General features: G+C 70.3%; 11 protein-coding genes and 2 rRNA genes. 4 read left to right on the top strand and 9 right to left on the bottom strand.

The genetic code is table 11. The features are described from left to right. Positions 1-228 precede the first annotated feature (228 nt). From FJK98_RS17105 to FJK98_RS17120, 4 genes are all read left to right on the top strand, one after another. Positions 229-3338: ribosomal RNA gene (locus FJK98_RS17105) — 23S ribosomal RNA — on the top strand. A gap of 93 nt (positions 3339-3431) precedes the next feature. Continuing rightward, positions 3432-3548, top strand: a 5S ribosomal RNA gene (rrf, locus tag FJK98_RS17110). Between the two features lie 285 nt (positions 3549-3833). Beyond that, on the top strand, positions 3834-4424 hold the full coding sequence (locus tag FJK98_RS17115; RefSeq protein WP_168222495.1) for a response regulator transcription factor: 591 nt from the start codon (positions 3834-3836) through the stop codon (positions 4422-4424). A 110-nt stretch (positions 4425-4534) separates the two neighbouring features. Next, positions 4535-5239, top strand: a complete 705-nt coding sequence (locus FJK98_RS17120) for a response regulator transcription factor (protein ID WP_228544087.1) — start codon at positions 4535-4537, stop codon at positions 5237-5239. A 90-nt stretch (positions 5240-5329) separates the two neighbouring features. Here the strand turns inward: FJK98_RS17120 and FJK98_RS17125 are convergent, their stop codons facing one another. From FJK98_RS17125 to FJK98_RS17165, 9 genes are all read right to left on the bottom strand, one after another. Next, positions 5330-7096: an ABC transporter ATP-binding protein gene (locus FJK98_RS17125; RefSeq protein WP_145919910.1), complete on the bottom strand. Its 1767-nt coding sequence runs from the start codon at positions 7094-7096 to the stop codon at positions 5330-5332. Continuing rightward, positions 7093-8760 (bottom strand): ABC transporter ATP-binding protein, encoded by a 1668-nt coding sequence (locus FJK98_RS17130; RefSeq protein WP_145919911.1) that lies wholly within the window; start codon positions 8758-8760, stop codon positions 7093-7095. Before FJK98_RS17130 ends, FJK98_RS17125 begins: the two co-directional genes overlap by 4 nt. A gap of 70 nt (positions 8761-8830) precedes the next feature. Then, positions 8831-8950: a SapB/AmfS family lanthipeptide gene (locus tag FJK98_RS17135; RefSeq protein ID WP_067312693.1), complete on the bottom strand. Its 120-nt coding sequence runs from the start codon at positions 8948-8950 to the stop codon at positions 8831-8833. An 84-nt stretch (positions 8951-9034) separates the two neighbouring features. Next, positions 9035-9154 (bottom strand): SapB/AmfS family lanthipeptide, encoded by a 120-nt coding sequence (locus tag FJK98_RS17140; protein WP_088647629.1) that lies wholly within the window; start codon positions 9152-9154, stop codon positions 9035-9037. A gap of 69 nt (positions 9155-9223) precedes the next feature. Then, positions 9224-11815 (bottom strand): class III lanthionine synthetase LanKC, encoded by a 2592-nt coding sequence (gene lanKC, locus FJK98_RS17145; protein WP_145919912.1) that lies wholly within the window; start codon positions 11813-11815, stop codon positions 9224-9226. A gap of 285 nt (positions 11816-12100) precedes the next feature. Next, positions 12101-12799, bottom strand: a complete 699-nt coding sequence (locus FJK98_RS17150; protein WP_145919913.1) for an aspartate/glutamate racemase family protein — start codon at positions 12797-12799, stop codon at positions 12101-12103. Then, a complete protein-coding gene (locus FJK98_RS17155) occupies positions 12796-14097 on the bottom strand; it encodes an FAD-binding oxidoreductase (RefSeq protein ID WP_145919914.1) in 1302 nt (433 codons plus the stop codon). The genes FJK98_RS17150 and FJK98_RS17155 overlap by 4 nt, the downstream gene beginning before the upstream one ends. 11 nt (positions 14098-14108) lie before the next feature. Next, entirely contained in the window at positions 14109-14984 is an 876-nt protein-coding gene (locus tag FJK98_RS17160) for a family 3 encapsulin nanocompartment shell protein (RefSeq protein ID WP_145919915.1), read from the bottom strand. A 32-nt stretch (positions 14985-15016) separates the two neighbouring features. Next, positions 15017-15856 carry a class I SAM-dependent methyltransferase gene (locus FJK98_RS17165; RefSeq protein WP_145919916.1) on the bottom strand — a complete coding sequence of 280 codons (840 nt, stop codon included), beginning with the start codon at positions 15854-15856 and terminating at the stop codon, positions 15017-15019. Positions 15857-15895 lie beyond the last annotated feature (39 nt).

Consider the following 15895-nt stretch of genomic DNA (forward strand, 5'->3'; position numbering starts at 1 on the left):
GTTCCTTCTGGTGCGGCTGGGTAGGAGCGTATAGCACCCTGTTGGGTCCTGAAGGAACAACCTGAGGTTGTTTTTTCGGAGGACTGTTCTGGAGCGTGAGCTTCGGTGGTCTGCCAGGCATGGCCTGGCCTCGCATACCGGGTCCCTGTTGGGGTTGCTGGTGTGGGGCTGTGGGGTTGTGGGTTGGTTGTTTGTTGAGAATTGCACAGTGGACGCGAGCATCTTTGTGGTCAAGTTGTCAAGGGCGAACGGTGGATGCCTTGGCACCAGGAGCCGATGAAGGACGTGGGAGGCCGCGATAGGCCTGGGGGAGCTGTCAACCAAGCTGTGATCCCAGGGTGTCCGAATGGGGAAACCTGGCACCAGTCATGTGGTGTCACCCGCACCTGAACACATAGGGTGTGTGGGGGGAACGCGGGGAAGTGAAACATCTCAGTACCCGTAGGAAGAGAAAACAATTTAGTGATTCCGTGAGTAGTGGCGAGCGAAAGCGGATTGAGGCTAAACCGGTTGCGTGTGATACCTGTCAGGGGTTGCGTGGTCGGGGTTGTGGGACCCTGCTGAACGAGCTGACACTTGTTCGAGGAGTTATAAAGTCAGTGGCTAGCCGAATGGTGTGGAAAAGCCAACCGTAGTCGGTGAGAGTCCGGTAGGTGAAAGTTGCTGATCTTCTGTGGGTGTTCCCGAGTAGCGGCGGACTCCTGTAATCTGCCGTGAATCTGCCAGGACCACCTGGTAAGCCTAAATACTTCCTGGTGACCGATAGCGGACGAGTACCGTGAGGGAATGGTGAAAAGTACCCCGGGAGGGGAGTGAAATAGTACCTGAAACCGTTCGCCTACAATCCGTCGGAGCCTTGCGGGGTGACGGCGTGCCTTTTGAAGAATGAGCCTGCGAGTTAGTGGCATGTGGCGAGGTTAACCCGTGTGGGGGAGCCGTAGCGAAAGCGAGTCTGAAGAGGGCGTTTGAGTCGCATGTTCTAGACCCGAAGCGGAGTGATCTAGCCATGGGCAGGCTGAAGCGCGGGTAAGACCGCGTGGAGGGCCGAACCCACCAACGTTGAAAAGTTGGGGGATGATCTGTGGTTAGGGGTGAAAGGCCAATCAAACTCCGTGATAGCTGGTTCTCCCCGAAATGCATTTAGGTGCAGCGTCGTGTGTTTCTTGCCGGAGGTAGAGCACTGGATGGTCTAGGGGGCCTACAAGCTTACCGAAATCAGCCAAACTCCGAATGCCGGTAAGTGAGAGCGCGGCAGTGAGACTGCGGGGGATAAGCTTCGTAGTCGAGAGGGAAACAGCCCAGATCACCAGCTAAGGCCCCTAAGCGTGTGCTAAGTGGAAAAGGATGTGGGGTCGCATAGACAACCAGGAGGTTGGCTTAGAAGCAGCCACCCTTTAAAGAGTGCGTAATAGCTCACTGGTCAAGTGGTTCCGCGCCGACAATGTAGCGGGGCTCAAGCACACCGCCGAAGCTGTGGCATTCACATTTTAATCTCGCTTGGACGTGATTCCTTGTGCAGGTGTGTGGATGGGTAGGGGAGCGTCGTGCCGGGGGTGAAGCAGCGGGGTGACCTAGTTGTGGACGCGGCACGAGTGAGAATGCAGGCATGAGTAGCGAAAGAAGGGTGAGAAACCCTTCCGCCGGATGACCAAGGGTTCCAGGGCCAGGCTAATCCGCCCTGGGTGAGTCGGGACCTAAGGCGAGGCCGAGAGGCGTAGTCGATGGACAACGGGTTGATATTCCCGTACCCGCGAAGGAGCGCCCGTGATGAACCTCGTTGTGCTAACCACCCGAGCTGGCTGATGTCTTCGGACGGATGTTGGGGAGCGTGGGAACCTGGCGGGTAGTAGTCAAGCGATGGGGTGACGCAGGAAGGTAGCTGAGCCCGGCCGGTGGTTGTGCCGGGGTAAGCGTGTAGGCCGACATGTAGGCAAATCCGCATGTCATGGGGCTGAGACGTGATGCCGAGCCGATTCAGGTGAAGTCAGTGATCCTATGCTGCCGAGAAAAGCCTCTAGCGAGTTTCGAGCGGCCCGTACCCCAAACCGACACAGGTGGTCAGGTAGAGAATACCGAGGCGATCGGGCGAACTGTGGTTAAGGAACTCGGCAAATTGCCCCCGTAACTTAGGGAGAAGGGGGGCCGGAGACGTGAAGCCCCGTGCGGGTGGAGCGTTGTATGGCCGCAGAGAGCAGGGGGAAGCGACTGTTTACTAAAAACACAGGTCCATGCGAAGAAGTAATTCGATGTATATGGACTGACGCCTGCCCGGTGCTGGAACGTTAAGGGGACCTGTTAGCTCTTTGGGGCGAAGCGGAGAACTTAAGCGCCAGTAAACGGCGGTGGTAACTATAACCATCCTAAGGTAGCGAAATTCCTTGTCGGGTAAGTTCCGACCTGCACGAATGGCGTAACGACTTCCCCACTGTCTCAACCACAGGCCCGGCGAAATTGCAGTACGAGTAAAGATGCTCGTTACGCGCGGCAGGACGGAAAGACCCCGGGACCTTTACTATAGCTTGACATTGGTATCTGAATGGGCTTGTGTAGGATAGGTGGGAGCCGGTGAAACCTGTACGCCAGTATGGGTGGAGGCAATCTTGAAATACCACTCTGGTTGATTTGGGTATCTAACTTCGGACCGTTATCCGGTTCAGGGACAGTGTCTGGTGGGTAGTTTAACTGGGGCGGTTGCCTCCTAAAGGGTAACGGAGGCGCCCAAAGGTTCCCTCAGCCTGGTTGGCAATCAGGTGTTGAGTGCAAGTGCACAAGGGAGCTTGACTGTGAGACTGACAGGTCGAGCAGGGACGAAAGTCGGGACTAGTGATCCGGCACTTGCGTGTGGAAGCGGTGTCGCTCAACGGATAAAAGGTACCCCGGGGATAACAGGCTGATCTTCCCCAAGAGTCCATATCGACGGGATGGTTTGGCACCTCGATGTCGGCTCGTCGCATCCTGGGGCTGTAGCAGGTCCCAAGGGTTGGGCTGTTCGCCCATTAAAGCGGTACGCGAGCTGGGTTTAGAACGTCGTGAGACAGTTCGGTCCCTATCCGCCGTGCGCGTAGGATACTTGAGAAGGGCTGTCCCTAGTACGAGAGGACCGGGACGGACGAACCTCTGGTGTGCCAGTTGTCCCGCCAGGGGCACGGCTGGTTAGCTACGTTCGGAAGGGATAACCGCTGAAAGCATCTAAGCGGGAAGCCTGCTTCAAGATGAGGTATCCCACCCCACTTTGTGGGGGTAAGGCCCCCAGCTAGACGACTGGGTTGATAGGCCGGAAATGTAAGCTCGGTAACGGGTTCAGTTGACCGGTACTAATAGGCCGAGGACTTGATAACAAGGCTGCTACGCGTCCACTGTGCAACTCTGAACAAACACCAAACAACCCCCCACAGTGTGGGTGTGTGTGTTGTTTGATATGTTCATAGTGTTACGGCGGTCATGGCGGAGGGGAAACGCCCGGTCACATTCCGAACCCGGAAGCTAAGCCCTCCAGCGCCGATGGTACTGCACTCGGGAGGGTGTGGGAGAGTAGGACACCGCCGGACAACCTTTCCAGTTGAGGCCGACCCCCTAAGGGGGTCGGCCTCAACTGCTATACCCGTCAAATCGGGACCTGCCGGACGTCCGGCAGGTCCCGATTCGCTCCTGTCGTCGGCTGATGCATTTCGACCATTTTCCCGCTGGCCGGAAACCGGTCGTCATTCCGACAGTCAGGACTGCTTCGGCCTTGCTTTGGGAAAATATGACGGATGGACGAACTGGCGAGCGGGAAACAGTCATCGTCGGGTCCGGGCCGGGCGGCAGAAAACGATAATCCGACGATCCGTGTCGTGGTGGTGGGGCCCCCGGGACTGTTGCGTACCGCCCTCGCGGCGATCCTGGCCGCCGCTCCCGGGTTCGAGCTGGCCGGGGAGAGCGACCCCGACCACCATCTGACGGACGGTGTCGTCACCCGGCGTCCCCACGTCGTCCTGGTCGACCTCGACGCGATCGAGGACCCCGCCGTGCTCGCCGGACGCTGGCACGCCCGGCTGCCGGAGTGCGCGGTGGTGGTGCTGACCTCCCGGCGGACCGCCCGGGTGCTGCGCCGGGCCCTCGGGGCCCGGGCCCGGGGGATCATCGCCAAGGACGTCCCGCCCCAGGAACTCCTGGACCAGCTTCGTCTGGTCGCCGGGGGGCGGCGGATGATCGACCCGGTGACCGCACTGGCCGCGCTGGACGCCGCCGTCAACCCCCTCAACGAGCGGGAGCGTGAGGTGACCGCCGCCGCCGCGCGGGGCATGTCCACCAAGGAGATCGCCGGCCAGCTGCACCTGGCACCCGGCACCGTCCGCAACCACCTGTCCGCCGTGCTCCGCAAGACCGGGGCCCGTAACCGGTGGGAAGCGGTCCAGCGGGCCCGGGACGCGGGCTGGATCTGACTACCCGTGAGAAGGGGTGTCGGACCAGTTACGGATTCAATAAGATTCCGAACCGTGCGTCATCGACCGCACACATTTCGTCAACACGGGCATGATCTCGGGAGTCGCTTATGGTTCGCACATTGCTTGCCCTCCAGGGCGGGCTGCTCCGGGGCGCACTCGCCCAACTGCTCGCCGCCGAACACGACATCGAAATCGTCGGCGAGGTGGACAGCCCGCACCACCTGCGGGCGGCGGTCCGGGCCGAACGCCCCGACGTGGCCGTGGTCGAGTTCGACATGTTGACCGTGACGGAACTGGTCCGGCTGGCGACTCTGGGCGTCGCGGAATCCGTCGTCGAGACCAGCCCGGCTGCCGGCTACGAGTCCACCGCCACGACCACCGCCCCGGCCCCCCGCCCGCCGACGGAGCCGATGACCGCACCCGTGGGTTCCCTGCTGGTCCTCGTCGAACAGCGACGGGCCGGTCGGCTCGGGCCGGTGCTCGCCGAGCACGGCCACCGGATCGGCTTCCTCAGCCGTGACGTGCCACCCGGCCGGATCGTCGACGGGGTACGGCAGCTCGCCGAGGGACGGGTCGTGCTCGACCCCGACCTGGTGGTCGCCGCCCTCGAGGTCGCCGACAGCCCGTTGACCAACCGGGAGCGGGAGGTGCTCGACGTGGTCGCCGAGGGGCATCCGGTCCAGGAGATCGCCGAACGACTGATGCTGTCGGCCGGCACGGTACGCAACCATCTGTCGCGGATCATGGCGAAGACCGGCGCGCGGACCCGCTGGGAGGCGGTACGGATCGCCCGTGAGTCCGGCTGGCTGTGACCGGCACCCACCCGACCCCGACCCCCGGCACCGCCTCCGGGACGTACCCCCGGGGTGGGTTCCGGACCCAACCCGCGCGGCCCGTGACACCTAGGTGCGGGCCGCCGCCGATGTCCCGTCCGACGCCGTCCAGAAGGTGGCGGTGTCCGACGGCTCCGTCTCGCCGTAGCCGACCAGGGCCCGGTAGGCCGGTGAGCGCCCCAGCAGCCCCTGGTGGGTGTCCAGCAGCGCGGTCCGCCCGTCGAGCAGCAGGACCCGCCGCGCCCGCCGCGCCGAACTGACCCGGTGGGCGATCACCACCAGGGTGCCGGGCCGGGCGGCGAAAGCCGTCTCCAGCCGGGCCTCGGTGGCCGGGTCCAGGTGACAGGTCGCCTCGTCGAGGATGGTCAGCGGGGCGGGGGAGAGCCAGGCCCGCAGCAACGCCACCTGCTGCCGTTCCCCGGCTGACAGGTCCGCCGGGCGCAGCAGCGCGTCGTGCCCGCCGAGCCGGGTCAGCAGCCCGGTCAGCCCCAGCCGGGCCGCTGCCCGGTCCACCACGTCGTCCGGCACGCCGGGGGCCAGGTAGCCGAGGTTGTCGCGGAGCGAGCCGGTGAAGACGTACGCCTCCTGCGGGATGAGCACCCGCCGCTCGGCCAGTTCGCCCGGCGTGGCCCCGGTCACCGGCAACCCTCCGACATGGACGGTGCCCGACTGGGGGTGCAGCACCCCGGCGATCAGCCCCGCCAGGGTCGACTTGCCGATCCCGCTGGCCCCGACGATCACCAGGTGGTCCCCGACGGGCACGTCGAGGTCGAGGTCGTCGAGCACCGGGTCGGCGTGTGGGCCGTACCGGAAGGTCACCCCGCGCAGCGACAACGCCGCCCCGGTGCGCTGCGGCGTGGGGCGGGGCAGCGACCCGGCCGGGTCGGCGTCGGCCGGCGCGGCGGTCCGCAGCAGCCGGTCCAGGGTGACGGCGAACCGGAGACCACCGGCGGCGACGCCCTGCACCAGGCTGTGCAGGGCCGGCTGCACCCCCCGCGTGACGTAGACGAGCGCGCCGAGCAGCGCGCCCGGCCCCAGCCCCTGACGGACCAGCCACGGCGCGGCCAGCAGCAGCGCCGGCACCGGCAGCCAGCCACCCAGCGCCAGGCTCAGACTGCGGGTCGCCGCCATGGTGGCCAGTCGGCGCTCCACCCGGGCCTGCGCGTCAACGGACCCGCCGACCCACCCGGTGACCTGGTCGCGGGCACCGCTGGCGGAGACGTCGCGGTGGCCGGTCACCGCGGTCACCACGGCCCGGCCGAGTTGTTCGTCGGCCAGCACGTACTCCCGCTGCCGGGCCACCATCACCGGCAGCGCCACGGCGAACAGGCCGAGACCGGCCAGCACCGGCACCGCCACCACCAGGGCCACCGGGGCGGCCAGTGAGAACAGGCCGAGCACCGCGGCGCCGAGGGCGAAGAGGAAGCCACGCACCACCATCAGCAGGCCGGCGTAGGTGTCCCGGACCAGTTCCACCTGGTGGGTGAGCCGGGACACCGCCGCGTCGTCGGCCCGGCCGCCGGCCGCGCCGGAAACCGCGCCGCGGACCACCCGGCGCAGCAGGTCGTCGCGGAACGGCTCCACCACCGCGCCGAGCAGCGCGTACGACCGGTTGGTGCCGGCCGCGCCGACCAGCACCGCCAATCCCAGCAGGGCCAGCCAGGCCAGGCCGACGCCGGGCCGGCCGGCCAGGAAGCCGCTGTCCACGGCCCGCGCGGTGAACAGCCCGGACAGGGCGGCCGGCAGCACCTCGGCGGCCGACCAGCCGGCCAACCGCCACAGCTGCGCCCGCCGGTCCCGCAGCGCGGCCCGGGTCACGCCGACGACCGTGGTCATGACCGGAACACCTCCCGGTAGTCGGGGTCGGCCCAGAGCGTCCCGTGCGGGCCGACGGCACGGACCCGCCCGTCGGCCACCCACGCGACCAGGTCCGCGCGGGCGGCCATGCCGAGGCGGTGACTGACCACCACCCGGGTACGCCGGTCGCCCGGCCCGGTCAGCGCCCGGGTCACCTGGTACTCGGTGGCGGTGTCCAGGCTGGACGTGGCGTCGTCGAGGATCAGCAGCCGTCCGGCGCGCAACGCGCGGGCCAGCCCGAGCCGTTGCCGCTCACCGCCGGACATGGCGACCTCGGCCAGCGGGGTGGCGTACCGGTCGGGCAGCCGTTCGACGAAGTCGTGGATGGCGGCGGCGCGGGCCAGCGGCACCGGGTCCGCACCGGCACCGACGGCGGCACCGACCGTGTCGCCGACCAGCACCGGACGTTCGAAGCCGTAGCCGATCGCGGCGTGCAGTGCGGCCGGGGTCAGCTCCGGCAGCGGCACCCCGTCCAGGAGCACCACCCCGTCGTCCGGGTCGCGCAGCCGGCCGGCGACGGCGGCGAGCAGGGACTTGCCCGCGCCGGAGGCGCCGACGACGACCAGTAGCGTGCCGCCGGGCACCCGCAGGTCGACCCGGTCGAGCAGGGTCCGGCCGTCGGCGTCGCGGACGGTGACGCCGCGCAGTTCCAGGGTGCCCGGCCCGGACGGCAGGAGCCGGACGCCGTACGGCCGGGCGGGTTCGGCGAGCACGTCGGCGGCCCGGCGGCAGCCGGCGCGTACCCGGACGGCGGTGTTGAGGGCGGCGACCACCGTGCCGAGGCCCGCGCCGAGGGCGGCGTACTGGATGGCGGCCAGCAGTTCCCCGGGGGTCAACCGGCCGGCGGTCAGCGACAACCCACCGACGGCGACGATCGCGACCTGGAGCAGCGGGTTGAGCACCGCGCCCCGGGTGGCCGCCCCGGCGAGCACCGTCCAGGTCCGTGCCCCGTGCCGGTGCAGCGCGGCCAGGGGGGTCAGCACCCGGTCGACCTCCCGCTCGCCGGTGCCGGCGGCGGCGATGGTGCGCGCCCCGGCCAACGCCTCCACCAGCCGTCCGGCGAGGTCGCCCTGGGCCTGCTGGTAGCCGGCGACGGCGGCGGAGGCGTCGGCGACGAAACCGCGCAGCAGCAGGCCGAGCAGGAGCAGCCCCGTCACGAAGGTGACGCCGAGCCACGGGTCGATCAGGGTGAGCGCCACCAGGCTGCCGACCGGCGGCAGCGCCACGGTGGCGGCCGTGACCAGCGTCGGGGCGGCCTGACCGGCGTCGGCGACCTGACCCACCACCCGGCCGGCGAGGTCACCCACCGGGCGGCGGGTGGCGGTCTGCGGGGCGAGGGCGAACAGGTGCCGGACCAGGGTGTGCCGCAGGTGGGCCACCGACCGGGCGGTGGCCGCGCCGGTGCCGTAGTCCCGCACGACGCCGACGACGACCAGCAGGGCGATCAGCCCGACGACGGCGGCCAGCCAGCGGTCCGGGGAGTCCTTCGGCGCGGTGCCGACGGCGGCGTCGACGGCCCGGCCCAGCACGGCCGGCAGGGCCAGCTCGGCGGCCGTGCCGGCCACGGTGACCACGGCCAGCGTCGGGGTCCACCAGCCGGCCGCGCGGACGGCCCGCAGCAGGAGCCGGTCGGTCGGTGTCATGGCGTCCCCTCCCACGCCGCGCGGCCCCGGACCGGCAGGTGCCGGTCCGGGGCCATGCGATACCGGTCGATCAGTTGCAGGTGGTGACGCTCAGCGAGCTGTCGCCGCAGAGCAGGAGGCTGGCCTGGCTGCCGCCGCCGGTGCGCTCGGTGGCCGGCAGTTCCATCGCCTGGAGGTCGAGCAGAGCCATGGTCTTACCTCTTTCTGTCGGTGTGCGGTACGGATGTGTGCCTGGTGTGAACTCGGTCGGGTCGTCGGGTCGACGACCGTCGGTTCAGTTGCAGGTGGTGACGCTCAGCGAGCTGTCGCCGCAGAGCAGCAGACTCGCCCGGCTGCCACCGCCGGTGCGCTCGGCGGCCGGCAGCTCCATCCCCTGGAGGTCGAGCAGGGCCATGTCTTTCCTCCTTTCCACACTGGTCGGGTCGGATTGCCCCGGGGTGACCCCCGGGGAGCGGGTGGGCCGTCAGTCGGCCGGGGTGGGGTCACCGGTCGGCGCCAACAGCGGCAACCGGACCGGGTCGGTGGGTCGGCTGGCGGCCACGGCGGCCAGCACGCCGGCGGTGCCGGTGGCCAGGTCCATGGAGAGCCGCAGCAGCTGGTCGCCGGGGAAGGCGGTGCCCCCGGCGTACGGCAGGGCGTGCCAACCCAGCAGGCGGGCCTGGGTGCGGGCCACGTCGTACTCGCCCCGGCCGGCCAGGTAGGCCACGATGCCGGCGCGTCCGGCGAACAGCCCGGACTGGGCGTAGAACGGGAAGTCGGCGCAGCGACGGATCGCGTCGGCCTGCTCGCGCAGGGTGTCGTCGGGCCGGTGGCGCAGGTACCGGTCGAGCACCAGGCCCACCCCGACGCTGCCCTCCGCGAGGTACGGCATGGTCCGCCAGCCCTCGTTGACCTCCAGGTGCCCGTCGTCGCGGCGCACGCACCGGCGCAGGTCCTGCCGCAGCGCCGTCCCGGCGTGGTCGAGCAGCCGCGCGTCGGGTTCCCGTTCGTGCCGGTGCAGCAGCATCAGGGCCACCCCGGCGCCGCCGCGCATCAGCCCGGCGTACGGGTACCGGCCGCCGCTGACCTCGGCCACCGAGTCGACGTCACCGAGCCGGTCGACGACCAGGTCGACGGCCCGTCGGGCGGCGGTCTCGTAGCGGTCCTCGCCGGTCAGCGTGGCGAAGTGGGTCAGGTTCAGCGCGATGCCGGGCAGGCCGCCCACCAGGTCGTTGCCGAGTTCGGTCCACGGTTCGTCGAGGCAACGGTCCAGCAGCCGGCGGGCCTCGTCGCGGTGGCCGAGCAGGTCCAGCACGTACGCCACCCCGTGCAGCCCGTCGAAGAAGCCGAGCCGGCTGCCGGAGGCGGGTTCCCGGACCCGGTCGATCAGCCAGCGGACGTGGTCGGGGTCGACGGGGGCGCCGGTGGCGTGCAGCGCCCAGAGCACCCCGGCCGCGCCGTGGGCGAGGTTCAGCCCGCCGTCGTTGCCGCTGAACTGCCGGATGTCGCCCGGGAAGAGCCGGTCGTCGCGGTGCGGCGTGGCGCTGGCGGTGATCGCCCGGACCAGCCGGTCGCGCAGGCCGGGCCAGTCGTCCGGGTCGACCCGTACCACGTCCGGGTCCGGCCGGCTCGCCGCCGCAGGTGCCGTCGGGGTCGCCGTGCCGGTGGCCGGCGGGTCGCCGACGATCACCGCGACGGTCTCGTCGAGCACCGCCCGGTCGACCGGGAAGTGCTCGGCCACCACGTCGGCCAGGTGCGCCGCCTTCTCCGGGGCCAGCCGCAGCATCGCGGTCAGCGGCAGGAACAGGGCCAGCCGCAGGCAGGCCAGGGCGTACCGGTCGACGTCGGGGCCGACCCGGTCGCGGGGCGCGGCGAACGCCTGGTTGCGCAGCGCCGGGCGGCTCGCCTCGGCGGCCGGCGCGGCGACCTCGAAGTCGATCAGGGTGACCGCGCCGTCGTCGCCGACCATGATGTTGAACATGTGCAGGTCGCCGTAGACGAGGCCGTGCGCGTGGATGGCCTCGACCGCCTCGGCGACCTGCCGGTGTACGTCCAACGCCCAGCGGGTGTAGTCGGCGCGGTCGGCGTCCGGGTGCACCAGCGGGTAGCGCTGCACCACCACCTGGTTGAGCGGGCGGCCCTCGACGAACTCCAGGGCCAGGAACTCGTGCCCGCCGAAGCTGAACTCGTCGTGCACCCGCACCAGGTGCGGGACGTCGGCGAGCTGCCGCAGCACGGTGGCCTCCCGGCGCAGCCGGGTCACCGCGTCCGCCCCGGTGGCGTCGAGGCCGGCGTACGGGCGGGCCTCCTTCAACACCACCCGGGTGTCGGTCCGGGTGTCCCGGGCCTCGTACAGGCCGCCGCCGTTGGAGAAGTGGATGACCTTCTCGATCCGGTAGGGCAGGTCGGTGGTGCTGGCGGCGTTGCGGGCGGCCAGGTGCGGGGCGAGGAAGTCGGGCAGGGTCACCCAGTCGGGCAGGTGGAACACCGGGTCGCGGCGGTCGGGCACCAGGGTGCCGGTGGCGTCGGCGATGGCCGGCACCACCTGACCCTCGGCGGACAGGCAGTAGCGGGCGGCGAAACCGCCGTAGCGCAGGTAGACCGGGCCGTCGCCGTAGCGCAGGTCGCTGAGGATGTAGGGGCCCCGCTCGCCGTCGAGCAGCGCCGCCAGTTCCTTGGCGGTCAGCTCCAGCTCGGCGTCGTCACGCGGGTAGACGGTGACGAACTTGCCGCTGCCGCCCCGGCGGGCGTACTTGCTGTTGCGCATCAGCAGCATCCGGGGGCCACGCAGGTGCTTGAACGGGATGCCGCGCGGCTCGCAGTAGTCCATCACCTGGGTCAGCACCCGCTCGGCGTTGTCGAGCCGGGCCGAGACGTGGATCTTCCAGCCCTGGGCGGGCAGGGTGCCGCCGACCGGGGCGTGGATCAGCCAGTCGTCCTTGACCTCGCACTCCCAGCCCTCGGGCTGCGGGCGGTCCGCGGCGTAGCCGATGCCGGTGGCGGTGGCGCTCGCGCTGGACAACGAGTCGTAGAAGAGCGGGTCGACCGCGCAGTACGCGTCGTATCTGTCGTCCATCTCGGCTGCCTCCCATCCCCTGATCGGTTGATGTCAATCCTGCGATCGGCGGGCCGTCGCGCACAGTGCGATGCGTCATCGACCGACGGTGAGATTCCGGCCGGAAACTCGTGACAATGGCGGAGTTTGAAATCGTGAATACCGCATCACCTGCGGATCGGCCCGGACGTCGGCCCCGGCCCGCGTGACCGCCGCGCGCCGGGCTACCTGCGGGGAGCCACAAAAAACCGCCGGTCGGCCGGGTCCGTGGTGGACCCGGCCGACCGGCGGAACGGGGAACGCGACCTACCGGCGGTCGGCGTACGGGTGCCGGGCCAGGCCGGCGTGCACCATCGTGGTCAGGGTGACGATGTCGTAGACCGGCACCCCGAGCCTGGCCTGGATCAGGTGCGCGAACGGCACCAGGTCGGTGCACTCGATGACCACCGCCCCCAGGTCCGGGCCGGCCAGAGCGTCCGCCCGCTGCACCACCTCGGCCGCCAACCGGTCGACGTCGAGGGCGTCGCGCCGACCCTCCAGCATCACCTCGCGGAACTCCGGCGCGTCGGCCATCCCGGCCACCCGGATCGGCACGTCCTGCGCGCCGACCGCGGCCAGGTGCCGGCGGGTCAGCGCCGCCGCGTCGGCGGTCAACACCCCGACCGTCCGGCCCGGACCGAGCATCCGGTGCACCATCGGCAGCTGGAGCAGGCTCGACGAATGCAGCGGCACGTCCACGGCGGCGGCCAGCTCCGCCTGGAACAGCACCAGGAACCCGCACGCCCCGGTGATCGCGGCGACCCCGGCGCCCTGCAGGTCCCGGGCGGCCGTGACGAACGGCGTGAGCAGGGTCGGGTCGGCCTCGCGGACCAGCCGTTGCGGGGTGGCCCCCTCGACGACCCGGTACACCACCGGGAAGTCGAACGTCGCCGGGTTGCGGATGTGGCCGGGGATCTTGTCGAAGCTGGTCTGCAGGCAGAGCACCCCGATCGTCGGGGCGCTCACCGGTGCCCCCGCCGGTGCCGGTCCACCGCGAACGTCGCCAGTGGCACGTCCGGCGTCGCCCCGGTGACGAGCTGGGCGAGCAGCCGCCCACCGGCCGGGGCGAGCCCCATCCCGATGTGCCCGTGCCCGGTCGCGACGCTGACGTTGCGGTACGACCCGAGCCGGCCGATCAGCGGCAGACTGTCCGGGGTGCACGGCCGCAGCCCGCTCCACACCTGCACCCGGCCCCGGGTGTCGCACCCCGGCAGGTACGACCGCACGGTGCGCAGGATGCCGTCCACCCGACGCGGGGACACGCCGGTGTCCAGGCCGGTCAGCTCCAACGTCCCGGCGAGACGTACCCGGTCGCCCAACGGCATGACGGCCACCTTCCCCTCACTGAGCAGGACCGGCAGGGTCGGGGTGGCCGGGCCGGCGTCGACGGTCACCGCGTACCCCTTGGCGGGTTGCAGCAGCAGGCCGACGCCCAACTGCCGGGCGCACGCCACCGACCACACCCCGGCGGCGAGCACCACCTCACCGGGGCGCAGGTCGCCCCGGCTGGTGCGGACCGCGCGGACCCGGCGGTCGACGGTGTCGAAGCCGCGTACCTCGGTGTCGGTGAGGATCTCCACCCCGGCGGCGCGCAGCAGCCCGGCGAAGGCCACCAGGAACGCCGGGATGCGCAGCGCCGCGCCCTCCTCGTTGAGCAGCGCCCCGGCGACGGCGAACTCGACGCCCGGTTGCAGCCGGGCCAGCTCCGCCCGGTCCACGGTGCGCAGCGGCACCCCCCGGGCCACCGCCGCCGGCACCGACGCCCGCGCCTGCGCGTACCCCTCCGGTGTACGGCAGGCCAGCAGCATGCCGCGGGCGGTGAGGGTGCCGGCGAGGTCGTCGTGGGCGCAGACCTCCCGCAGGATGGCCAGGCTGCGCTGCTTGAGGTCGAGCAGCACCTCGAAGCCGGCGCGGGCCTGCCGTTCGGTGCAGTGCCGGCGGAAGTGCCACAGCCAGGTCAGCAGCTCCCGGTCGGGCCGGGGCCGGACGAAGAACGGGCTGTCCGGGTGGAGCAACCAGCGCAGCCCCTTCGCCGGCACCCCCGGCTCGGCCAGCGGGGCGGCCCCCTGGGTGCCGACGAAACCGGTGTTGCCCGACGAGCAGGCGGCCGGGTCGCCGACCTCGCCCCGGTCCACCACGGTCACGCTCAGCCCGGCCCGGCGCAGGAACCAGGCGCTGAACAGCCCGGCCACGCCCGCGCCGACGACCAGGACGTCGGGATCGGACCGTCCGGGCACGTCGTCCGGCGCGGGCGTCGTCGCCATGTCGGCCCCCGCTACAGGGTGACGACGAAGAAGCAGGTGGGCAGGTTGACCACGACCCGTTCCCAGATCTCGGCGCAGAGCGCCCGCCCCGGCTCGGCGAAGGTGCCCGGCGGCGGCTCGGCGAACCGGATCGTCGACCGGCCGGCGTCGAACAGCACCGCGCCGTGGCCGAAGTCGCCGACGATCGCGGTGCCCGGGTCCACCAACCGGGTCCGGACGATGAACACGCCGTTGTCCTCCACGTCGCGCATCAGGTGGCCCTCGCCGAGCAGCCGGTAGTAGTCGGCCGGGTTGATGATCAGCCCGTCGGCGGTGCTGCCCATCTGCTCCACCTCGTTGCAGGCGGCCAGGATGGTCGACGCGAACGGCGCGGGGTCGGTGAGCCGGCCGAGCTGCGGCATGTTCAGCAGCCCGCCCTCGCCGCGCAGGATGGTGTGGTTCTCGGCGGTGGCCAGCCGCACCACCAGGCGGTAGTCGATGAACTGGGCGAAGCCCACCGGGTCGGCCCACAGTTCGTCGGGCACCTGCACCCAGGCCCGGGTGGTCAGCAGCTCCGGGATGGGGGAGCGGTGGAAGTGGTTGGCGGCCTCCCGGCGCAGGTCCGCGCCGTCCACGGCCGGGTCGCCGGGGCGGGGCGGGCTCTCGTGCCAGTAGAACTCCTGCGGCTCCCGGGACAGGTCCACCACCTTGAGCATGTTCCGCGACGGGTAGCGGGGCTTGCGCCGGGAACTGGTCAGCGAGTCGGTGATGGTGACGTCGTAGTCGACGGTGGTGTCGAAACCGTCCTTGGCGAACGCCTCGACGAACAGCCCGCCGGGCGACATCTGGGTCCTGCGTTCGGCGACGACCTCGGCGATCGTCCGCTTGACGGTGTCGGTGCGCTGCATGACTTCCCCCTGTGGTCGGTTCGGTGTGCGGGTCAGGCCGGCTTGCGGGCGACGAACATGCCCCAGCCGAACTCGCCCCGGTCGATCGCCGCCTGGATCTCGTCGCAGGAGGCGGCGAAGCCGAGGATCCACCGTCGGGCCGCCTCGTCGTCGCTGATGGCGGCCCGCTGCCGGGCGGTCTCCCCGAGCACCCGGTACGTCTGCCGGATGTGCGTGTCGAGGCTGCGGGCGACGGTCACCTCGAACCCGGCCGCCGTCAACGCCTCCCGGTAGCCGTCGAGGGAGTAGCCGCTGCTCCACCGCACCCGGTCGTAGACGTGCCGGCGGGCCGCCTCGCCGACCTCGGCGACGGGTTGCAGGAAGTCGGTGACGGCCAGCGTCCCGCCCGGGGTGAGCACCCGGAACATCTCCGCGTGGCTGCGTGCCTTGTCCGGTACCAGGAACAGTGCGTCCTGGCTGACCACGTGGCTGAAGCTGCCGTCGGCGTACGGCATGGCGGTGGCCGAGCCGTGCTGGAAGGCGATCGGCAGACCGCTGCCGCGTTCGGCCAGTCTGGTCTGGGCGAACCGGACCCGCTCGATGCTCAGGTCCAGCCCCTCGCCCCGGCACCCGGTGTGTTCCGCCAGCCGCAGCAGGAAGTTGCCGCAGCCGCAGCCGACGTCCAGCACCGTCGAGGACGCGTCGATGCCGGCGTCGGCGGCGAGGATGTCGGACGTCCGGTCGGCCGCCGCCGGGTAGTCGGTGTCGTCGGCGTCGGCGAAGTAGCCGGTGTGCAGCACCCCCTCGCTGTCCCAGAAGCTGAGGTACGTCTGGGTGGTCTGGTCGAAGAACTCGGAGACGTCCCGTTCGGTGAACTGGCCGGTCGTGGACATGCGGCACTCCTTCGTGCGCGGGGCGGGCGGGGTGTGGGT

The organism is Micromonospora sp. HM134 (assembly GCF_007833915.1).
GTDB classification, from domain to species: domain Bacteria; phylum Actinomycetota; class Actinomycetes; order Mycobacteriales; family Micromonosporaceae; genus Micromonospora; species Micromonospora wenchangensis.